The 16,662-nt window shown below is 73.0% G+C and carries 20 protein-coding genes; 9 read left to right on the top strand and 11 right to left on the bottom strand.

Annotated elements, in window-relative coordinates:
• Positions 1–7 precede the first annotated feature (7 nt).
• From AC6CH6_RS10040 to AC6CH6_RS10030, 3 genes are all read left to right on the top strand, one after another.
• Complete coding sequence (locus AC6CH6_RS10040; RefSeq protein ID WP_035923963.1) at positions 8–364, top strand: metal-sulfur cluster assembly factor; 357 nt, start codon at positions 8–10, stop codon at positions 362–364.
• A gap of 136 nt (positions 365–500) precedes the next feature.
• Positions 501–1,292: a ZIP family metal transporter gene (locus AC6CH6_RS10035; RefSeq protein ID WP_498255029.1), complete on the top strand. Its 792-nt coding sequence runs from the start codon at positions 501–503 to the stop codon at positions 1,290–1,292.
• A gap of 80 nt (positions 1,293–1,372) precedes the next feature.
• Positions 1,373–2,095, top strand: coding sequence for an NYN domain-containing protein (locus AC6CH6_RS10030; RefSeq protein WP_017834300.1), 723 nt, complete (start codon positions 1,373–1,375; stop codon positions 2,093–2,095).
• Positions 2,096–2,288: 193 nt separating this feature from the next.
• Here the strand turns inward: AC6CH6_RS10030 and ypfJ are convergent, their stop codons facing one another.
• The 5 genes from ypfJ to AC6CH6_RS10005 are packed head-to-tail and all read right to left on the bottom strand — an operon-like array spanning position 2,289 to position 6,672.
• Positions 2,289–3,197 carry a KPN_02809 family neutral zinc metallopeptidase gene (gene ypfJ / locus AC6CH6_RS10025; protein WP_368796237.1) on the bottom strand — a complete coding sequence of 303 codons (909 nt, stop codon included), beginning with the start codon at positions 3,195–3,197 and terminating at the stop codon, positions 2,289–2,291.
• A 43-nt stretch (positions 3,198–3,240) separates the two neighbouring features.
• The gene (locus AC6CH6_RS10020) at positions 3,241–3,852 is read right to left on the bottom strand and encodes an energy-coupling factor transporter transmembrane component T family protein (protein WP_498255028.1); all 612 of its coding nucleotides are present in this window, start codon (positions 3,850–3,852) and stop codon (positions 3,241–3,243) included.
• Positions 3,849–4,586 carry an energy-coupling factor ABC transporter ATP-binding protein gene (locus AC6CH6_RS10015; protein ID WP_498255027.1) on the bottom strand — a complete coding sequence of 246 codons (738 nt, stop codon included), beginning with the start codon at positions 4,584–4,586 and terminating at the stop codon, positions 3,849–3,851. The genes AC6CH6_RS10020 and AC6CH6_RS10015 overlap by 4 nt, the downstream gene beginning before the upstream one ends.
• Before the next feature lie 3 nt (positions 4,587–4,589).
• Positions 4,590–5,213: a biotin transporter BioY gene (locus AC6CH6_RS10010; RefSeq protein ID WP_017834295.1), complete on the bottom strand. Its 624-nt coding sequence runs from the start codon at positions 5,211–5,213 to the stop codon at positions 4,590–4,592.
• A 10-nt stretch (positions 5,214–5,223) separates the two neighbouring features.
• The gene (locus tag AC6CH6_RS10005; RefSeq protein ID WP_498255026.1) at positions 5,224–6,672 is read right to left on the bottom strand and encodes an AI-2E family transporter; all 1,449 of its coding nucleotides are present in this window, start codon (positions 6,670–6,672) and stop codon (positions 5,224–5,226) included.
• Between the two features lie 200 nt (positions 6,673–6,872).
• Between AC6CH6_RS10005 and abc-f the strand changes: the two genes are divergently transcribed.
• Positions 6,873–8,471 carry a ribosomal protection-like ABC-F family protein gene (gene abc-f, locus AC6CH6_RS10000; RefSeq protein ID WP_133410080.1) on the top strand — a complete coding sequence of 533 codons (1,599 nt, stop codon included), beginning with the start codon at positions 6,873–6,875 and terminating at the stop codon, positions 8,469–8,471.
• A gap of 21 nt (positions 8,472–8,492) precedes the next feature.
• Here the strand turns inward: abc-f and AC6CH6_RS09995 are convergent, their stop codons facing one another.
• From AC6CH6_RS09995 to AC6CH6_RS09985, 3 genes are read right to left on the bottom strand one after another with little or no spacing between them, the layout of a single operon-like run.
• On the bottom strand, positions 8,493–9,479 hold the full coding sequence (locus AC6CH6_RS09995; RefSeq protein WP_419967141.1) for an SURF1 family cytochrome oxidase biogenesis protein: 987 nt from the start codon (positions 9,477–9,479) through the stop codon (positions 8,493–8,495).
• The gene (locus AC6CH6_RS09990; RefSeq protein ID WP_498255025.1) at positions 9,476–9,754 is read right to left on the bottom strand and encodes a hypothetical protein; all 279 of its coding nucleotides are present in this window, start codon (positions 9,752–9,754) and stop codon (positions 9,476–9,478) included. Before AC6CH6_RS09990 ends, AC6CH6_RS09995 begins: the two co-directional genes overlap by 4 nt.
• A gap of 54 nt (positions 9,755–9,808) precedes the next feature.
• The gene (locus AC6CH6_RS09985) at positions 9,809–10,303 is read right to left on the bottom strand and encodes a DUF3099 domain-containing protein (protein WP_498255024.1); all 495 of its coding nucleotides are present in this window, start codon (positions 10,301–10,303) and stop codon (positions 9,809–9,811) included.
• Positions 10,304–10,479: 176 nt separating this feature from the next.
• On the opposite strand from AC6CH6_RS09985, the gene AC6CH6_RS09980 reads away from it, so the two are divergent.
• The 3 genes from AC6CH6_RS09980 (at position 10,480) to AC6CH6_RS09970 (ending at position 12,735) form a co-directional block, all read left to right on the top strand.
• Positions 10,480–11,208, top strand: a complete 729-nt coding sequence (locus AC6CH6_RS09980) for a beta-ketoacyl-ACP reductase (protein ID WP_017834285.1) — start codon at positions 10,480–10,482, stop codon at positions 11,206–11,208.
• A 45-nt stretch (positions 11,209–11,253) separates the two neighbouring features.
• Entirely contained in the window at positions 11,254–12,012 is a 759-nt protein-coding gene (locus AC6CH6_RS09975) for an SDR family oxidoreductase (RefSeq protein ID WP_498255023.1), read from the top strand.
• Between the two features lie 213 nt (positions 12,013–12,225).
• Positions 12,226–12,735: an SRPBCC family protein gene (locus AC6CH6_RS09970; protein WP_498255022.1), complete on the top strand. Its 510-nt coding sequence runs from the start codon at positions 12,226–12,228 to the stop codon at positions 12,733–12,735.
• Between the two features lie 17 nt (positions 12,736–12,752).
• Here AC6CH6_RS09970 and AC6CH6_RS09965 read toward each other — a convergent pair whose 3' ends face one another.
• Complete coding sequence (locus AC6CH6_RS09965; RefSeq protein ID WP_368796226.1) at positions 12,753–13,145, bottom strand: VOC family protein; 393 nt, start codon at positions 13,143–13,145, stop codon at positions 12,753–12,755.
• Positions 13,146–13,182: 37 nt separating this feature from the next.
• Entirely contained in the window at positions 13,183–13,599 is a 417-nt protein-coding gene (locus tag AC6CH6_RS09960; RefSeq protein WP_109268955.1) for a VOC family protein, read from the bottom strand.
• Positions 13,600–13,706: 107 nt separating this feature from the next.
• Between AC6CH6_RS09960 and AC6CH6_RS09955 the strand changes: the two genes are divergently transcribed.
• Together AC6CH6_RS09955 and AC6CH6_RS09950 are read left to right on the top strand one after the other, a co-directional pair.
• Complete coding sequence (locus AC6CH6_RS09955) at positions 13,707–14,261, top strand: dihydrofolate reductase family protein (RefSeq protein ID WP_498255021.1); 555 nt, start codon at positions 13,707–13,709, stop codon at positions 14,259–14,261.
• Positions 14,262–14,372: 111 nt separating this feature from the next.
• On the top strand, positions 14,373–15,797 hold the full coding sequence (locus AC6CH6_RS09950) for an FAD-binding oxidoreductase (protein WP_498255020.1): 1,425 nt from the start codon (positions 14,373–14,375) through the stop codon (positions 15,795–15,797).
• A 42-nt stretch (positions 15,798–15,839) separates the two neighbouring features.
• On the opposite strand, the gene AC6CH6_RS09945 is transcribed toward AC6CH6_RS09950, so the two are convergent.
• Positions 15,840–16,598: an amidohydrolase family protein gene (locus AC6CH6_RS09945; protein ID WP_498255019.1), complete on the bottom strand. Its 759-nt coding sequence runs from the start codon at positions 16,596–16,598 to the stop codon at positions 15,840–15,842.
• Positions 16,599–16,662 lie beyond the last annotated feature (64 nt).

The following is a 16,662-nucleotide window of genomic DNA, read 5'->3' as shown; positions in this document are numbered from 1 at the left end:
GCCAGCGATGGCCGACACCCCCGCTGAGACCACCGCCGACCCCGCGACCGCGGGCCGGCCCTCCGCCGAGGAGGTCGAGGAGGCGCTCAAGAACGTCATCGACCCCGAGCTCGGCGTCAACATCGTGGACCTGGGCCTGCTCTACGGCTCCAAGTGGGCCGAGGACGGCGCCCTGGTGCTCGACATGACCCTGACCACGGCCGCGTGCCCGCTGCAGGACGTCATCGAGGAGCAGTGCGCGCAGAACCTCGATCCCATGGTGGACGAGTGGCGCGTCAACTGGGTCTGGATGCCGCCGTGGGGTCCCGACCGGATCACCGAGGACGGCCGCGACCAGATGCGGGCCCTGGGCTTCAACATCTGAGTCCTCCTCCGCACCGACGCCGCCCCGCCCACCTCGCAGGAGGTGGGCGGGGCGGCGTCGTCGTGCCGTGTCCCGTTCGATAAGTAACCTTGCGAATTGTGGGTGCGCCGCCGCCGCGCGCTCCTACACTGCCGTCATGGGCCAGACCTTGCTCTTCGGGATCGTCGCCTCGAGCGCGCTCATCATCGGGGCGCTGGTCGGCGTGCGCTTCGAGCTCCCCAAGCGGCTGCTCGCCATCCTGCTGTCCTTCGCCGCGGGCGCGCTCATCACCGCGCTGGCCTTCGAGCTGTTCGAGGACGCCTACGAGCGGGGCGGGCTCTGGCTCGCCGTCATCGGTCTCTTCGCCGGTGCCGTGGTCTTCACGGCGCTCAGCGCCCTCCTGGACCGCTGGGCGCAGCCGGGACCGGCCGCCGAGGACGCGGAGCAGCAGCAGGGCAGCGTCAAGCTGGACACCGACGCCGCCGCGGACGAGAAGGCGCCGACGGCCGCCTCCACCGGCGGCGCCGCGGGGCTCGCGCTGCTGGCCGCCGTCACCCTGGACGGCGTGCCCGAGAACGTGGCGCTGGGCGTCTCGCTCACCGAGGGCACGGGTGGGCTGGCCCTGCTCGCGGCGATCTTCGTGTCCAACCTGCCCGAGTCCCTGGTGGGCGCGGCGTCCATGCGCGAGCAGGGCATGTCCCGCGGCAAGGCCGTCCTGCTCTGGTCGGTCTGCGCCGTGCTCCTGGTGGTGGCCGTGCTGATCGGCGCCGGTCCGCTGGCGGGCAGCGACCCCGAGACGATCTCCCTGCCGCTGGCCTTCGCCGCCGGCGCGGTGATCGCGTCCCTGGCCGACACCCTGATGCCGGAGGCCTACGAGCACGGCGGGCCGGCGGTGGCACTGAGCACGGCGGCGGGCTTCGCCCTGTCCTTCGCCCTGTCCCTGGCCTGAGCGCCCCTCGCCGCTCGCCGGGGGCGTCACGCCGCGCGTCCCGTGCTCCGCTCGGGTCCGGTCCGTGGCAGAGTCGACGCGTGAACACCGACGAAAAGCGCATCGCCCTGCTCATCGACGCCGACAACGCACCGGCGGCCAAGATCGACGTGGTCCTCGCCGAGGTGGCCCGCCACGGCGCCGCGAACGTCCGGCGCGCCTACGGCAACTGGAAGAGCCCGCACCTGCAGCAGTGGGAGGCGGTGCTGCACGCGTACGCGATCCGGCCGATCCAGCAGTTCGCCTACAGCACCGGCAAGAACGCCTCGGACATGGCCATGGTGATCGACGCCATGGACCTTCTCTACGCCGGATCGGTCGACGGCTTCGCGATCGTCTCCAGCGACGCCGACTTCACCCCGCTGGTGATGCGCATCCTCACCGACGGGCACAAGGTCTACGGCTTCGGCCAGCGGCAGACGCCGGAGCCGTTCATCAACGCCTGCTCGCAGTTCACCTACGTGGAGAGCCTGGGGGAGCCCGCCGAGGAGAAGCCCGGGGAGGCGCCGGCGGCCGCGCCGCAGCAGGCGCTGCGCGGTGACGCCCGGCTGGTCAGGATGCTGCGGAGCGCGGTGGACGCCGCCAGCGGCGACGACGGCTGGGCGCACCTCGGCGCGGTCGGCCAGCAGATCGGCAACCAGGCGTCCTTCGACTCCCGCAACTACGGGTACCGCAAGCTCAGCGACCTCATCGAGGCCACCGGTCTCTTCGATGTCCGCCGGCAGAACCCGGGCGTCCAGGTGCGGGACAGCCGCCGCCGCTGACCTCCGAGGGTGCACCCACCTCGGCAACCCGAATCAGGTGTACCGCCATGCGCGATTCGACCAGTGTCGAGTCCCCACAGAGCTCGCATGTCCCCACAATCGGATTGGGGGTCTGCGAGCACTTTGGGGACTCGGCGCCCCGGGCGGCGCCGGAGTGGGGACTGGGCGTCCGAGATGGCGTGACGGCCAGGGGTCAGAGGGCCGGCGGGGCGTTCAGGTCGCGGGCGCTGAAGGTGTCGCAGGCGTTGAGGTCGCCGGTGCGGTAGCCCGCGTAGAACCACAGCTGCCGCTGGGCGGAGGCGCCGTGGGTGAAGTTCTCGGGGCTGACCCGGCCCTGGGTGGTCTCCTGGATCCGGTCGTCGCCGATCGCGGAGGCGGCGTCGAGGGCCTGGTCGAGCTCCTCCTGGGAGATGTCGCCCAGGTCCACGGCCCCGGACGTGTCTCCGGCGGCGCCGCCGGCCCACAGACCGGCCAGGCAGTCGGCCTGCAGCTCCACGCGCACGGCGCCGGACTCGGGGCCCTGCGGGTCCTGCTGGGCGTAGCCGAGGGTGCCGATCTGGTTCTGGATGTGGTGGCCGAACTCGTGGGCGAGCACGTACTCCTCGGCCAGCGGGCCGCCCTCGGCGCCGAACTGGGTCTGCAGCTCGTCGAAGAACGCGATGTCGAGGTAAGCGGTCTCGTCCGCGGGGCAGTAGAACGGGCCCACGGCCGACGACGCCGCGCCGCACCCCGTGTTGGTCTGGCCCTCGAACAGCTCCACGCCGGGCATCATGTACTGCTCACCCGTGGCCTGCGGCAGGTAGTCCTCCCAGAACTGGTCGAGGCTCTGCGCCGTGGCGATCATCCGGCAGTCGGTGTACCGGTTGGCGTCCTCACCGGTCCGGCACCGCTCCGCCCGCTCCTGCTCCACGGAGGTCTGCGACCCGGTGTCCTGGCCGCCCCCGCCGGTGATCGCGTCGATGCCGTCCTGGCCGAAGAGGAGCCCCACGACGAGCAGCAGCAGTCCGCCGCCCAGTCCACCGCCCACGGCGATCCCGCGTCCCCGCCCGCCGCCGCTGCCGACGCGCGAGGCGTCCAGCTGGGAGCTGTTGTCGAAACTCATGGCTGAAGTGTAAGCCGTCTGATGGTGGCGCGGGTGCCGGCGCTCAGTCGAAGCCGCGGGCGGCGAGGGCCTCACCGGTCCGCTGGGCGTAGGCGACGGCGGAGATCACCGCCGGGGTCACCAGCCGCACGGGGTTCGGGCGCAGCCCACGGGCGCGCACGGCGTCCCGGAGCTCGCCCACGGCGCCCACGATGAAGGGGATCGAGCGCAGCATCAGAGAGATCGCCAGACCGATGCGCTCGGGGTCCGCCCCGACCAGCCGCACCGGCGAGCACAGCCACACCACTCCGTCGAGCAGCTCCGGCAGGGGCGTGGTGTGCATCAGGACCCGGGTGAGCACGAGGAGGACGACGATCGTCAGCACGACGTCGGCGGCCTCCGCCGGCCCCGAGGTCAGGACGTGGTAGACGGCCAGCAGGACCAGCACGGGCAGGGCGGGGGCGAGCCCCCGCCACCACTCGAGGGCGCCGATGCCCGCGGCGGAGCCCGCGACGAGCAGGAGCAGGGTGAGCGCGGCGGGGACCGGCCACGAGGGCGAGAGCACCACGGCCAGGGTCACGGCGACGATGCCGAGCCCCTTGACCCGGAGCGGGGCGCGGTGCAGGAGGCCGGTGCCGGGGGAGTAGCTGCCGAAGAGGTCCGGGCCCCGGCTCACGGGCGCACCTCCCCGGGGAAGCCGTGCGCGCACCACCGCTCGTAGGCGGGGACGACCTCCCCGGGCGGACCGTCCGCGACCAGGGCGCCCTCGTGCAGGACCAGGACGCGCGGGGCGGTCGCGGCCAGGCCGAGGTCGTGCGTGGAGATCAGCAGCTGGTGCGGCAGCCCGTCGAGCAGCCCCATGAGCCGCCCCCGGTTGCGCAGGTCGAGGAGGGTGGTGGGCTCGTCGAGGACGAGCACCTCGGGCTCCACGGCCAGCACCGCGGCGAACGCCGCCAGCTGGCGCTCCCCGCCGGAGAGGTCGTAGATGCTGTGCTCGGCCCGGTGGCCGATGCCCGCGCGCTCGAGCAGCTCGAGTGCGGCGGTCCGTCGTCGGGCCCGGGGCACGCCGGCCCCGCGCAGGGACAGCTCGACGTCCTCGACCGGGGTCGGCATCACCAGCTGGGAGAGCGGGTCGGTGAACACGAAGCCCACCCGCCGCCGGGCCGCGCGCACGTCCCGGGTCACGTCCGTGCCGTGCACCGTGACCGTGCCCGAGGACGGGCGGACGAGGCCGTTGAACAGCCGCAGGAGCGTGGACTTCCCGGATCCGTTGAGCCCGAGCACGGCCACCCGCCGCTCGCCCAGGCTCACGTCCAGGTCGCGCAGCAGGGTCAGCTCACCCGAGGCGGTGGGCACCGTGACGGTCACGCGGGAGCACACGAGGGCCGCGGCCCCGGGGGTTCCGGGCACGGCTCAGCGCGTGCCCGCGATCCGGGGGAACGCCTTGTGCACGCCCACGGCGATGACCGCGGCGAGCACCACCTTGAGCAGGTCGCCGGGCCAGAACACGAGGTCGGCGAGGAACGCGTCCTGGAAGGGCAGGCGCGCGTTGACCACCAGGCCGAGGATGCCGCCGATCCGGATCACCACGAACCCGGCCAGGGCCGCGGCCACCAGCCGCAGGGTGTAGGTGCCGGTGCGCTCGTAGCGGGCGTTGGTGGCGCCGCCGTCGTTGGCCCGGCGGGCCGGGATCAGCCACTGGGCCACGTAGCCGGCCGCGGCCGCGGCGAACGGGAAGGCGAGGATGTAGCCCGCCGAGGGCCCGGCGAGCACGCCGAAGCCGCCGCGGAAGCCCGCGAACACCGGTACGCCGATCAGGCCCACCAGGACGTACAGCGCCACGGCCAGGAGCCCGCGGGTGCCGCCCAGGACCAGGCCGGTCAGGAACACGGCGAGCGTCTGCAGGGTCAGTGGCACCCCCGCCGCGCCCAGGGGGATCCCGGGGAGCACGGACAGGGCGGCCGTGAGGGCGGCGAACACGGCGATGTTCGCGAGGTCCTCGGCGGTGATGGTGCGGCGGCGCTCGACGTTGGTCATGGCACCCAGACTAGGGCTTGCGGGCCCCCGCGGCGGAACCGGTGTCCTCGTCCTGGGCGGGCGCCGCGCCGTCGGCGTCGTCGCGCTGCCGGACGGCGTCGCGCTCCGTGGCCCCGAAGCGCCCGCCCAGGGCCTGCTGGTAGCGCATCCGCTGGTACTTCCAGCGCTCGGCCATGGTGGCCTTGGCCTCGACGCGGTCCTTCTGGTTCACCGGGTCCGGGCCGAGCACCGGGTCGTCGCCGACCTGGTAGCGGTTGGACCAGACCTGGATGACGGCCCACGCGACGGCGGTGTACGGCACGGCCAGGATGGCGCCGAAGATGCCGCCGACCAGGGTGCCGACGGTCAGGGCGAGCAGCACCATGAGGGCGTGCAGGCTGAGGGTGCGCCCCATGATGATGGGCTGCAGGATGTTGCCCTCGATCTGGTTCACCGCGACGATCACGACGACCACCGCGAGGGCGATGACCGGCCCGTTGGTGACCAGGGCGACCAGGGCGGCGATGATGCCCGCGATGGTGGCGCCGACCACCGGGATGAACGCGGTGACGAACACGAGGACCGCGAGGGGGATCGCCAGGGGGACGCCCAGGACGAGCAGCGCGCCCCCGATGAGCACGGCGTCCACCGCCGCCACGAACGCCGTTCCGCGGACGTAGCCGCCGAGCACCTGCGCGCTGCGGTCCACGGACTCCGCGAGCTTGGCGCGGCGCTCGCCGCGGAACCAGCGCAGCGTGAAGTTCCACATCTTCTCGCCGTCCTTGAGGCAGAAGAAGAGCACCACGATCATCAGCACCAGGCCGGTCACGAACTCGGTGGCCGCGCCCAGGCCGCTGAGGGCGCCGCCCGCGAAGGAGCCGCTGGTGACGAAGTCCCCGGCCTGCTGGACGGCGGAGTCGATGGCGGCCGTGTCGACGGGGATCGGCCCGGACTGCACGAGGCGCTGCAGCTCCTGCCAGCCCTCCACCGCCGAGGCCGTGAGCGTGTCCCACTCGCTGCGCACGGCGAGCACGATGCCGGTGAGCACCCCGCCGACGAGTGCCAGGATCCCGAGGAAGGCGGCGAGGGTGGCCAGCAGGTTGGACCAGCCCTTGCGCTCGAGCCACTTCACGGCCGGTCCCACGGCGGAGGCCAGGATGAGCGCGACGAGCACGGCGATCAGCACGACCTTGACCTGCAGCAGGATCCAGATCAGCCCGACCACCACGGCGGCGACGAGCAGCGTCTGGGCGGCCCGGGAACCGGCCCGGCCGAGGGAGTCCGCCCAGGGGCTGACGGCGGGGGCGAGGGCCTGGGTGGCCTCCTCGAAGCCGGCGGGCTCAACCTCGGGGCCCATCGCGGGGGCCGCGCTGGTGCCGGGGTCGGCCTGACCGCCGAGGACGCGCTCGGCGTGCAGCGGCGCGGCACTCGAACCTCCGGACGACATGCTGTGCTGCTCGGGGCGTGGGGGATTTCCCATGCGGGTGCTCCTCGGGGGCGTGGATGGCGAAGGGAAGACGGGCACCGCGGAAGGGACGACGGCGATCGAGCCAACACTAAGGCGACTGCTGGAGGGCTGTCCAACGTCACACCGGCGAACGGAGCCCGCTCCGGTAGAATGGACAGGTTGCCCGGTCAGGGCACCCACTCCTCACCACTGCCTCCCGAAAGGTCTCCTCCGTGATCACTGTCCAGAACCTCGAACTGCGTGCCGGTGCGCGGCTGCTCATGGACGAGGTCAACTTCCGGGTGGACAAGGGGGACAAGATCGGTCTGGTCGGGCGCAACGGCGCCGGCAAGACCACGATGACCAAGGTCCTCGCCGGGGAGACCCTGCCCGCGGGCGGGACGGTCACGCGCACCGGGGCCATCGGCTACCTCCCGCAGGACCCCAAGGTCGAGGACATGGAGCAGCTGGCCCGGGACCGCATCCTCTCCGCCCGCAACCTCGCGGGCGTCGTCGCCCGTCTGCGCCAGGCTGAGCAGGACATGGCCTCCGAGGAGGACGCCGTGCGCAACAAGGCCATGCGCGGCTACGACCGGCTCGAGTCGGAGTTCCTCGCCGGCGGCGGCTACGCCGCGGAGTCCGAGGCCGCGACGATCACGTCCAACCTGGACCTGCCCGAGCGGATCCTCGACCAGCCGCTGCGCACCCTCTCCGGCGGTCAGCGCCGTCGCGTGGAGCTGGCCCGCATCCTGTTCTCGGACGCCGACATCATGCTCCTCGACGAGCCCACCAACCACCTGGACGCCGACTCCGTGGTGTGGCTGCGGGACTTCCTGAAGAACTTCCAGGGCGGGCTGCTGGTGATCAGCCACGACGTGGAGCTGATGGAGATGGTGGTCAACAAGGTCCTGTACCTGGACGCCAACCGCTGCGTCATCGACCTGTACAACATGGGCTGGAAGAACTACCTGCTGCAGCGCGAGCAGGACGCCCACCGCCGCAAGCGCGAGTACGCCAACGCGGAGAAGAAGGCCACCGCGCTGATGGACCAGGCCAACAAGATGCGCGCCAAGGCCAGCAAGGCCGTGGCCGCCCAGCAGATGATCAAGCGCGCCGAGCGGCTCATGAACGGCCTCGAGGGCGAGCGACAGGCGGACAAGGTCGCGAACATCCGCTTCCCGAAGCCCGCCGACTGCGGCAAGACCCCGCTGACCGCCCGGGACCTGTCCAAGTCCTACGGCTCGCTCGAGATCTTCAACGACGTGGACCTGGCCATCGACCGGGGCTCCCGGGTGGTCATCCTCGGGTTCAACGGCGCCGGCAAGACCACGCTGCTGCGGATGCTGGCGGGCGAGGCACAGCCGGACACCGGTGAGGTGGTCCCGGGGCACGGCCTCAAGCTCGGCTACTTCGCCCAGGAGCACGACACCCTGGACCCGGACCGGACGGTGCTGGAGAACATGCGCTCCGCCGCCCCGGACCTCGCCGACACGGAGGTCCGCAATGTCCTGGGCTCGTTCCTGTTCCAGGGCGACGACGTGTCCAAGCCGGCCGGAGTGCTCTCCGGCGGCGAGAAGACCCGCCTGGCGCTGGCGACCCTCGTGGCCTCCTCCGCCAACGTCCTGCTGCTCGACGAGCCGACCAACAACCTGGATCCGGCCTCCCGCCGGGAGATCCTCAACGCGCTGCGCACCTACGAGGGCGCGGTCGTGCTCGTGTCCCACGACGAGGGCGCGGTCGAGGCGCTGGACCCCGAGCGCGTGGTGATCCTGCCCGACGGCACCGAGGACCTGTGGAGCCAGGAGTACCAGGACCTCATCTCCCTCGCCTGACGGCGGACGCCCCTCGCGACGTCAGTCGCGGGCGGCGGAGGTGCGCTCGCGCTCCAGGGCGTCCAGCATCGCGTCCTCCTCGTCCTCCCACGTGGGGCCGGAGCGCCGGCGCTGCGGCCGGGGGCGCATGAGCGACCTGAGGTGGGCCGGCATGTCGTCGGCCATCTCGAGCTGGCGGACGACGAGCTCCTCGTCGCCCTCGCCGATGTAGTTGCCGTCCTCGTCGTAGAACCGTGCGAGCCGGCGCTCCATCTCCTGGGCGAACTGGCGGTCCCAGGCGTCGTTGCGGGCCTGCTGGCGGGCGGCGTAGCCCCAGGCCACGAAGAACAGCGCCGCGAACGCGTACCACTGCAACGAGTAGGACAGGTGCGGCCCGGAGTCGATCTCCGGCTCCGGGGCCGGAGCGGGGGCCGCCGCGGGGGCCGGGTCCTCGGCGAAGACCTCGCCGTAGGCCGCCGTCCCGATCGGCCGGTCCCAGCGCTCGCGCAGCTCCTCGAGATCGATCGAGGCGATCTGGCCCGCGGGGGCGCCGCGGCTGACGGCCGGCTCCCCGGGCTGGAGCCGGGCGGTGACCGTCACCCGGCCGGCGGGCGGGGCCGGCACCTCGTCCGGCATCCCGTTGGCCGCCTCGCCCGTGGGGATCCAGCCGCGGTCGAGGACCACGACGTCCCCGTCCTGCGTGCGGAACGGGACGAGCACCTCGTAGCCGACGCGTCCGTCCTGCGGCCTGTTGCGGACCAGCACCTGGTCCTGGGGCAGGTACTCGCCCGTGAGCTCGACGGGGTGCCAGGTGAGGCGCTCGTCGTGGGCGGCGAACTGCTCGGCGGCGGCCGCACCGGTCAGGGGCTCGGCGCGGTAGTTCTGGGTGATCTTGGCGTTCTCGCCGATCAGGTGGTCGTTGCGGTCCATCTGCCAGCCGCCCAGGTACACCGAGACCACGGCGGCGGCGCAGGCGAGGAGGAAGAAGCCGAGCCACTTGCCGCTGAGCAGGAAACGGTAGTCGTTCATCCCCGGCGCTCCTGCGCGGGGTCGGCGTCGGCGAGGGGGACGGTGTCCTTCCAGAAGCCGCGCGCGCCGAGGAACTGCTCGAGGTCGCCGCGGTGCTCGGGGCACGCCAGCCACGTCTTGCGGCGCTCCGGGGCGTGGATGCGCGGGTTGTTCCAGCGGATCTGCCACGCGGCGTCCGCGCGGCAGCCCTTGCGGGAGCACTGCGGGGTGTCGGGCCCGGCCGGGGGAGCGTCGGCGCCTCGCGGGGACAGCGATCCGAGCAGGTCGAACTCCACGGCGGTCGTGCTCCTCAGGGTCTTCGGCGGGTCCCGGTACGGCCCGCGGCGGGCTCAGGCCGCTCCGCGGCGCCGGGTGGTGTCGTCCTCGACAGTAGCGGAGGAAGCCGGGTCCCCGCTGGGAGCGGTCGTGCTCTCGTGGCCGGCCGGGGCGGAGTCGTCCTCGCGGTGCCCGGCGACGAACTCGCCCTCGAGCACGAAGTCGATCGCCAGGGGCGGGGCAGGCGGCCGCGGCTCGGGGGCGGCGGCCAGCGCCGGCGCGGCGGGCGGCTCGTAGTACTGGCTCGTCCGGGCGGAGCGGTCGTTGCTGTTGGCCAGCAGCACCGCCATCCACGGCAGCACGGCCACGCCCAGGATCGCGACGCCGCGCACCCAGATGTTGTCGACCGCGACGAACACGATGAGGCACACGATGCGCAGGCCCATCTGGATGCTGTAGACCTTCATCCGGTGGCCCATGTCCTGGGTGTGCGGCTCCGCGGTGGCGGTGATGGAGTGGACGTCGTCCTGACCGGCGGCCTCGCCGGTCGTGAGATAGCGCTTGCTCATGGTCCTCCCAACAGACGATCAAGTATCTCACCGGGGTCCGACATCGAGAAGACGGTCCTCCGGGGCTACCGTCCGGTCGCCCGCGGCGACCGGTACGATTGGGGGGATTTCCACGCGGGCCGGCGCCGACCGGTGTGCCGCGCACCCGCGACCCACGACCGAAAGGCCCCCTTCCCATGGCAGACGAGCAGCGCAGCCCGGCCCCCCGCACCGTCCTCGTGACCGGCGGCAACCGCGGGATCGGACGGGCCATCGCCCAGGCGTTCCAGGACGCCGGGGACAACGTGGCCGTCACCTACCGCTCCGGCGAGGCGCCCGAGGGCTTCTTCGCGGTGCAGGCCGACGTCACCGACTCCGCGTCGATCGACGCCGCGTACAAGGCCGTCGAGGCCGAGTTCGGCCCGGTCGAGGTGGTCGTGGCCAACGCCGGGATCACCCGGGACACCCTGCTGCTGCGGATGAAGGAGCAGGACTTCCAGGACGTCGTGGACACCAACCTCACCGGCGCGTTCCGCGTGGTGCAGCGCGCCGCCAAGGGGTTCATGCGCCTCAAGCGCGGGCGCGTGGTCCTCATCTCCTCCGTGGTCGGGCTCTACGGCTCGCCCGGGCAGGTCAACTACGCCGCGTCCAAGGCCGGCCTGGTCGGCATCGCCCGGTCGATCACCCGGGAGCTGGGCGGGCGCAACGTGACCGCCAACGTCGTCGCCCCCGGGTTCATCAACACGGAGATGACCGCGGCGCTGCCGGAGGACACCCAGAAGAACTACCTCGCCTCGATCCCGGCCGGCCGGTTCGCCGAGCCGGAGGAGGTCGCCGCCGTCGTGCGCTGGATCGCCTCCGACGAGGCGAAGTACATCTCCGGCGCCGTCATCCCCGTGGACGGCGGCCTCGGCATGGGCCACTGAGCCCCGCCGCCCCCTGATCCCCGCACGTTCCACCGAAGGAGCACCATGAGTTCACTCGCAGGCAAGACCGCCGTCGTCACCGGGTCCTCGCGCGGCGTCGGCGCCGACACCGCCAAGCTGCTGGCCGGGGAGGGCGCCAACGTGGTCGTCAACTACCGGCAGAAGGCGCCGCGCGCCAACAAGGTCGTCAAGGAGATCGAGGCGGCCGGCGGGAAGGCCATCGCCGTCCAGGCGGACATGACCGAGCCCGAGGACGTCCGCAACCTGTTCGCCCGCGCCGTGGAGGCCTTCGGCGGGGTGGACGTGCTCGTGCTCAACGCCTCCGGGGGCATGGAGACGGACCTCGGTGAGGACTACGCGCTCAAGCTCAACCGGGACGCGCAGAACGACACCCTCAGTGCCGCGCTGGAGCACCTGCCCGAGGGCGGGCGCGTGGTGTTCGTGACCAGCCACCAGGCGCACTTCATCAACGACGTCGAGACCATGCCGGAGTACGTGGAGGTCGCCAGGTCCAAGCGCGCCGGTGAGGACGCCCTCACCGCCCGCATCCCGGAGCTGACCGAGAAGGGCATCACGTTCGTGGTGGTCTCCGGCGACATGATCGAGGGCACCGTGACCGCGACCCTGCTCAACCGGGCCCGCCCGGGGGCGCTCGAGGAGCGCCGCGAGGCCGCCGGCAAGCTCTACTCCGTGCAGGAGTTCGCCGAGGAGATCGCCCGCATGGTCACCGCGGACGTCCCCACCGGGCACGTCGAGCTCGTCGGCGGCGCCGACGACTTCCTGGCGAAGGCCGGTCGCCGCTAGGCCCGCGGCTCCCGACGACGGCGGGGCGGTCACCTTCCCGGGTGACCGCCCCGCCGTCGTCCCTGCCGGGACCGGCGGCGGCGGCGCGAAACCGTCCGCAATGTGACGCCGTCCGCCCTCCGGGGGTGCTAATCATGGACTCCACGGCACGAGGCCGATCGCGCCTCGGCCAGGAGCACCTCCGCGCGGTGCGGAGCCGAGCGAGGAGCCACCATGACCCCACAGCCCACCGGACGCCTCGACGCCGGCGGTCACCTCGTCCTCACCCGCACGTTCCGCGCCCCGGTCGAGGAGGTCTGGGCCGCGGTGACGGACTCCGCCCGGCTGGCCCGGTGGTACGGGGCGTGGAGCGGGGACCCGGCCACCGGGCGGGTCGAGGTGCTGCTGACGGTCGAGGACCTGGACGAGCCCGAGCCCCTGCTGATCCGCCGGTGCGACCCGCCCCGGCACCTGGCGCTCACCCTGGGCGCGGCGGCCGACGCCTGGCGCGTGGACCTCGACCTCCAGGACGACGACGGCACCACCGTCCTGCGGCTCACCCACCGGTACCCGGACCCCGACGAGGTGGAGTCGGTGGGGCCCGGCTGGGAGTACTACCTGGACCGGCTCGTGGCCGCCGAGACCGGCGGGGACCCGGACGCCGTCGACTTCGCCCGGGACTACCACCCCGCGATGTCCGGGCACTACCGGCCGCTCGCCGAGCAGCTCCGGGCCCGGGACTGATCCGGGCCGGGTGGGCCTCACCCGGGGTTGGGGCTCGCGATCTGGATGAGGTTGCCGCAGGTGTCGTCGAGCACCGCGGTGGTGTACGGGCCCGAGACCGTGGGCTCCTGGACGAAGTGCACGCCGCGCTCGCGCAGCCGCTCGTACTCCGCCCGCACGTCCTTGACCCCGAAGCTCGTGAACGGGATGCCGTCGGCCACGAGCGCGGCCTTGAACGGTCCCACGGCGGGGTGCTCGGAGGGCTCGAGCACCAGCTCGACGCCCTCGGGCGCCTGGGGCGAGACCACGGTGAGCCAGCGGGCGCCGCCGGCGGGGACGTCGTGCTTGACCATGAAGCCGAGCTTGCCGGTGTAGAACAGCAGCGCCTGCTGCTGGTCGTCGACGAAGACGCTGGTGTGGGTGATGCGCATGGGACGCTCCTTCTCGGGTCGGGCGGCGCGGGGCGCGTCAGGAGCCGGCGTCGCCGACGCTGAACATCCAGTGGATGCCGAACCGGTCGGTGCACATCCCGAACAGACCGCCCCAGGGGGCCTCCTCGAGCGGCATCGTGACGGTCCCGCCCGCGCCCAGTGCCTCCCACCAGCCGCGCATCACGGACTCGTCGTCCCCGCTCACGGAGACCGAGACGTTGTCGCCGACGGTCAGGTCCATGCTGTTCGGGGTGTCGGCGGCCATCAGGACCATGCCGGTCCCGGTGGTGAGCATCGAATGCATCACCTTGTCCTGCTCCGCCGGGTCGTCGCTGGCGCCGTACTCGCTGAACCGGCTGACCGACAGCTCCCCGCCGAACACGGAGCGGTAGAAGGTCATCGCCTCCTCGGCCGTGTCCCGGAACGAGAAGTAGGGATTGAGCAGCATGGGCATGGCCGGGCCTTCCGCGTCGATCGGTCGATGCTCCCATCATGACGCCGTCCGCGGCGCGGGGGAAGCAACCCTGGGAAGCCGCCGGAGGGGTGCGTAACCTGGTGCGCATGAGCAGAACGCAGTACTACGTGGCGGCCAGCGCCGACGGGTACATCGCCGACCGGGAGAACCACCTCGACTGGCTGCTGCAGTACGGCTTCGAGGCCTACCAGGAGCACTACGACGCGTTCCTGGCCGACGTCGGCGCGCTTGCGATGGGCGCGAGCACGTACGAGTTCGTCCTCGACCAGGGGGACTGGGCCTACGGGGACCTGCCGGTCTGGGTCTTCACCCACCGCGAGCTGCCGCGGCCGGCGGGGGCGGACCTGACGTTCGTCAGCGGACCGGTCACGCTGCACGCCGAGGCCCTGGTCGCCGCCGCGGGCGAGCGGAACCTGTGGGTGGTGGGCGGCGGGAAGCTCGCGGCCCAGTTCGCGGACGCCGGTCTGCTCGACGAGCTGTGGCTGACCTACATGCCGATCGTGCTGGGCGGAGGACATCCCGTCCTCCCGACGGCGACGGCGTGCGACCTGCGGCTCCAGCGCACCACCCACTTCGAGGGCGGCGCCGTGGAGCTGCGCTACGTCCTGCAGGGCCCGGACCGGCAGGTGTGGCCGGAGTAGCCGCCCTCCGTTGTCGGGCCGGGGGCCGAGGACTACACTTCCTGCCACGCCCTCGGCGGCCGCTTCGCCGCTCCACCGGGGCCCGAGCGCCCCTCGTCGCAGGAACTCGCCATGAGCACCCACCCTCCGGTCACCGGTGACCGCGCGACCGACCGGGTCCTCCGCGACCTCGCGGGGCATCTCACCGGCGCCCTGATCGAACCGCAGGACCCCGGCTACGACGACGCGCGACGGGTCTGGAACGGCATGGTCGACGTCCGTCCGCGCGCCCTCGTCCGGGCCGGCTCCGTGGCCGACGCCGACCTCGTCCTGGCGACCGCCCGGAGAACCGGACTGCCGCTGGCCGTGCGGGGCGGCGGGCACAACATCGCGGGGCACAGCACGGTCGCCGACGGTCTCGTCCTGGACCTCGGCGGTCTGCGCGGTGTCGTCGTCGATCCGGCGGCGCGACTCGTGACCGCTCAGCCGGGGGCCACCCTCGCCCACGTGGACCGGGCGACGGCTCCGCACGGCCTCGCCGTTCCGCTTGGGGTGGTCGGCGGCACGGGCGTCGCCGGTCTCACCCTCGGCGGCGGCATCGGATGGCTGACCCGCACCCACGGCCTGACCATCGACAACCTGGTGTCCGCGGAGGTCGTGACCGCCGCGGGGGAACACCTGCACGTCGACGAGGCCGAGCACCCCGAGCTCCTCTGGGGACTGCGCGGCGGGGGCGGGAACTTCGGCGTGGTCACCTCCTTCCGGTACCGGGCCCACCCGCTGGCGTCCCCCGTGCTGGTGGGTGGCCTCGTCTACCGCCGCCCGCGGTGGGAGCACGCGCTGGCGGCCTTCGAGGCCTGGACGCGGGAGCTCCCGGACGAGATGAACACCATCGTGTCCTTCGTGGTGCTCCCGCCGGAGTACGGGCTCGGGCCCGAGGTGCTCATGACCGTCGGGGTCGCCTGGGCCTCGCCGCAGCACGGAGCCGGCCTCGAGCTCGTCGACCGGTTGCGCGCGGCGGCGCCGCCCGACCTCGAGACCGTGGGCCTGGTGCCCTGGACCGTGTGGCAGACGGCGAAGGACCCGGTCTTCCCGACCGGCTCCCGGGGCTACTGGAAGAACGTGGCGTTCAGCCGCCTGGACGAGGAGGTCGTCTCCGCGCTCGTGGCCGTGGCCTCCGAGATCACCTGGGTGGGCAGCGGCATCAACCTGCACTACCTCCGGGGCGCCTTCGGCCGGGTGCCCGAGGACGCGACGGCGTGGCCCAGCCGCGCCGCGCGGTTCTGGGTGAACATCTTCGGGTTCTGGCGCGAGCCGGCCGACGACGTCCGGCTCACGGCGTACGCCCGGACGGTGCACGCGGCTCTGAAACCCTTCGCGGAGCAGGGCCAGTACGTCAACTTCCTGGGGGCGGAGACCGGCGGAGACCCCGTGGCGGCGGCGCGGCAGGCCTACGGGCGCGACAAGCACGAGCGGCTGGTCGAGCTGAAGAACCGCTTCGATCCGGAGAACATGTTCCGCGGCAACCACAACATCGTCCCGACGGCGTCCCGCTGACTCCTGCCGCGGCGCGAGACTCGGACGGCGGGCCCGGGGCCCTCAGGGCGCGGCCGCCGGACGCGGCAGCCCGTACCAGGCCGCGGCGTTGTCGTGGAGCACGGCCGCCGCGGCGCCGGCGCCCAGGGTCTCGGTGATCAGCGCGACGTCCGCGTCCCGGAACGGGCGCTCCGCCCGAGTGCTCGGCAGATCGGTGCCGAAGAGCAGGGCCGTCGGGTCCACAGCGTGGATCCGGCGCAGCGCGTCCGGCACGTCGAGGTCGACGCGCCCGAACCCCGTGGCCTTGACCTTCACGCCCCGCTCGACGAGCTCGAGCAGCCGCGGCAGCCCCGCCGCGCTCATGCCGAGATGGTCGACGCCGGCCCGCGGCAGGCGCCGCAGCACGGGGGCGAGGTGCTCCAGCGCGGCGGCGTCCGCGTAGAACTCGGCGTGCCACCCGGCGAGGTCGTGCACCCGCCGGGCGAGCCGCTCGATGCCGGCAGGGTCCGCGTCGGCGCCGCGGCGGAGGGTGAAGCGCACCGCCCGCACCCCGGCCCCGTGGAGCTGGCGCACCTGCTCGTCCGGGACGGTGGGCGGCAGCTGGGTCACGCCGACGAATCCGGGGCCCAGCTCCGCCAGCGCTGAGCGCAGCCACTCCTGGGCGTGGCCCTGGAAGGAGCCGCTGACCACGGCCCCGCCCGCCACGCCCAGCTCCCGGACCCTGCGCCGGTAGTCCCCGACCGTGAAGCTCGGCGGCAGGTACCCCTGGTTGGGCACCAGCGGGAACCGCGGGTCGACCACGTGCAGGTGGGCGTCGATCATGCGGTCATTCTGCCCGAGACCGTGGGGCGGTGCGCGGGGGCCGCCGGTCCGGCGGCGCGACCGG

The organism is Kocuria sp. GQ42 (assembly GCF_059758435.1).
Note: the sequence above shows the minus strand (reverse complement) of the source record. Positions and strands in the feature narration are given on the sequence as shown.

Bases quoted from the DNA above. Each gene is read 5' to 3' on its own strand.
- AC6CH6_RS10005 (WP_498255026.1), bottom strand. From the start codon at position 6,672: ATGGGAAATCCCCCACGCCCCGAGCAGCACAGCATGTCGTCCGGAGGT.
- AC6CH6_RS09960 (WP_109268955.1), bottom strand. From the start codon at position 13,599: ATGCCCATGCTGCTCAATCCCTACTTCTCGTTCCGGGACACGGCCGAG.
- AC6CH6_RS10035 (WP_498255029.1), top strand. From the start codon at position 501: ATGGGCCAGACCTTGCTCTTCGGGATCGTCGCCTCGAGCGCGCTCATC.
- AC6CH6_RS09980 (WP_017834285.1), top strand. From the start codon at position 10,480: ATGGCAGACGAGCAGCGCAGCCCGGCCCCCCGCACCGTCCTCGTGACC.
- AC6CH6_RS09970 (WP_498255022.1), top strand. From the start codon at position 12,226: ATGACCCCACAGCCCACCGGACGCCTCGACGCCGGCGGTCACCTCGTC.
- AC6CH6_RS09985 (WP_498255024.1), bottom strand. From the start codon at position 10,303: ATGAGCAAGCGCTATCTCACGACCGGCGAGGCCGCCGGTCAGGACGAC.
- AC6CH6_RS09955 (WP_498255021.1), top strand. From the start codon at position 13,707: ATGAGCAGAACGCAGTACTACGTGGCGGCCAGCGCCGACGGGTACATC.
- AC6CH6_RS09995 (WP_419967141.1), bottom strand. From the start codon at position 9,479: ATGAACGACTACCGTTTCCTGCTCAGCGGCAAGTGGCTCGGCTTCTTC.
- ypfJ (WP_368796237.1), bottom strand. From the start codon at position 3,197: ATGAGTTTCGACAACAGCTCCCAGCTGGACGCCTCGCGCGTCGGCAGC.
- AC6CH6_RS09975 (WP_498255023.1), top strand. From the start codon at position 11,254: ATGAGTTCACTCGCAGGCAAGACCGCCGTCGTCACCGGGTCCTCGCGC.
- AC6CH6_RS09950 (WP_498255020.1), top strand. From the start codon at position 14,373: ATGAGCACCCACCCTCCGGTCACCGGTGACCGCGCGACCGACCGGGTC.
- AC6CH6_RS10010 (WP_017834295.1), bottom strand. From the start codon at position 5,213: ATGACCAACGTCGAGCGCCGCCGCACCATCACCGCCGAGGACCTCGCG.
- AC6CH6_RS09945 (WP_498255019.1), bottom strand. From the start codon at position 16,598: ATGATCGACGCCCACCTGCACGTGGTCGACCCGCGGTTCCCGCTGGTG.
- AC6CH6_RS09965 (WP_368796226.1), bottom strand. From the start codon at position 13,145: ATGCGCATCACCCACACCAGCGTCTTCGTCGACGACCAGCAGCAGGCG.
- AC6CH6_RS10040 (WP_035923963.1), top strand. From the start codon at position 8: ATGGCCGACACCCCCGCTGAGACCACCGCCGACCCCGCGACCGCGGGC.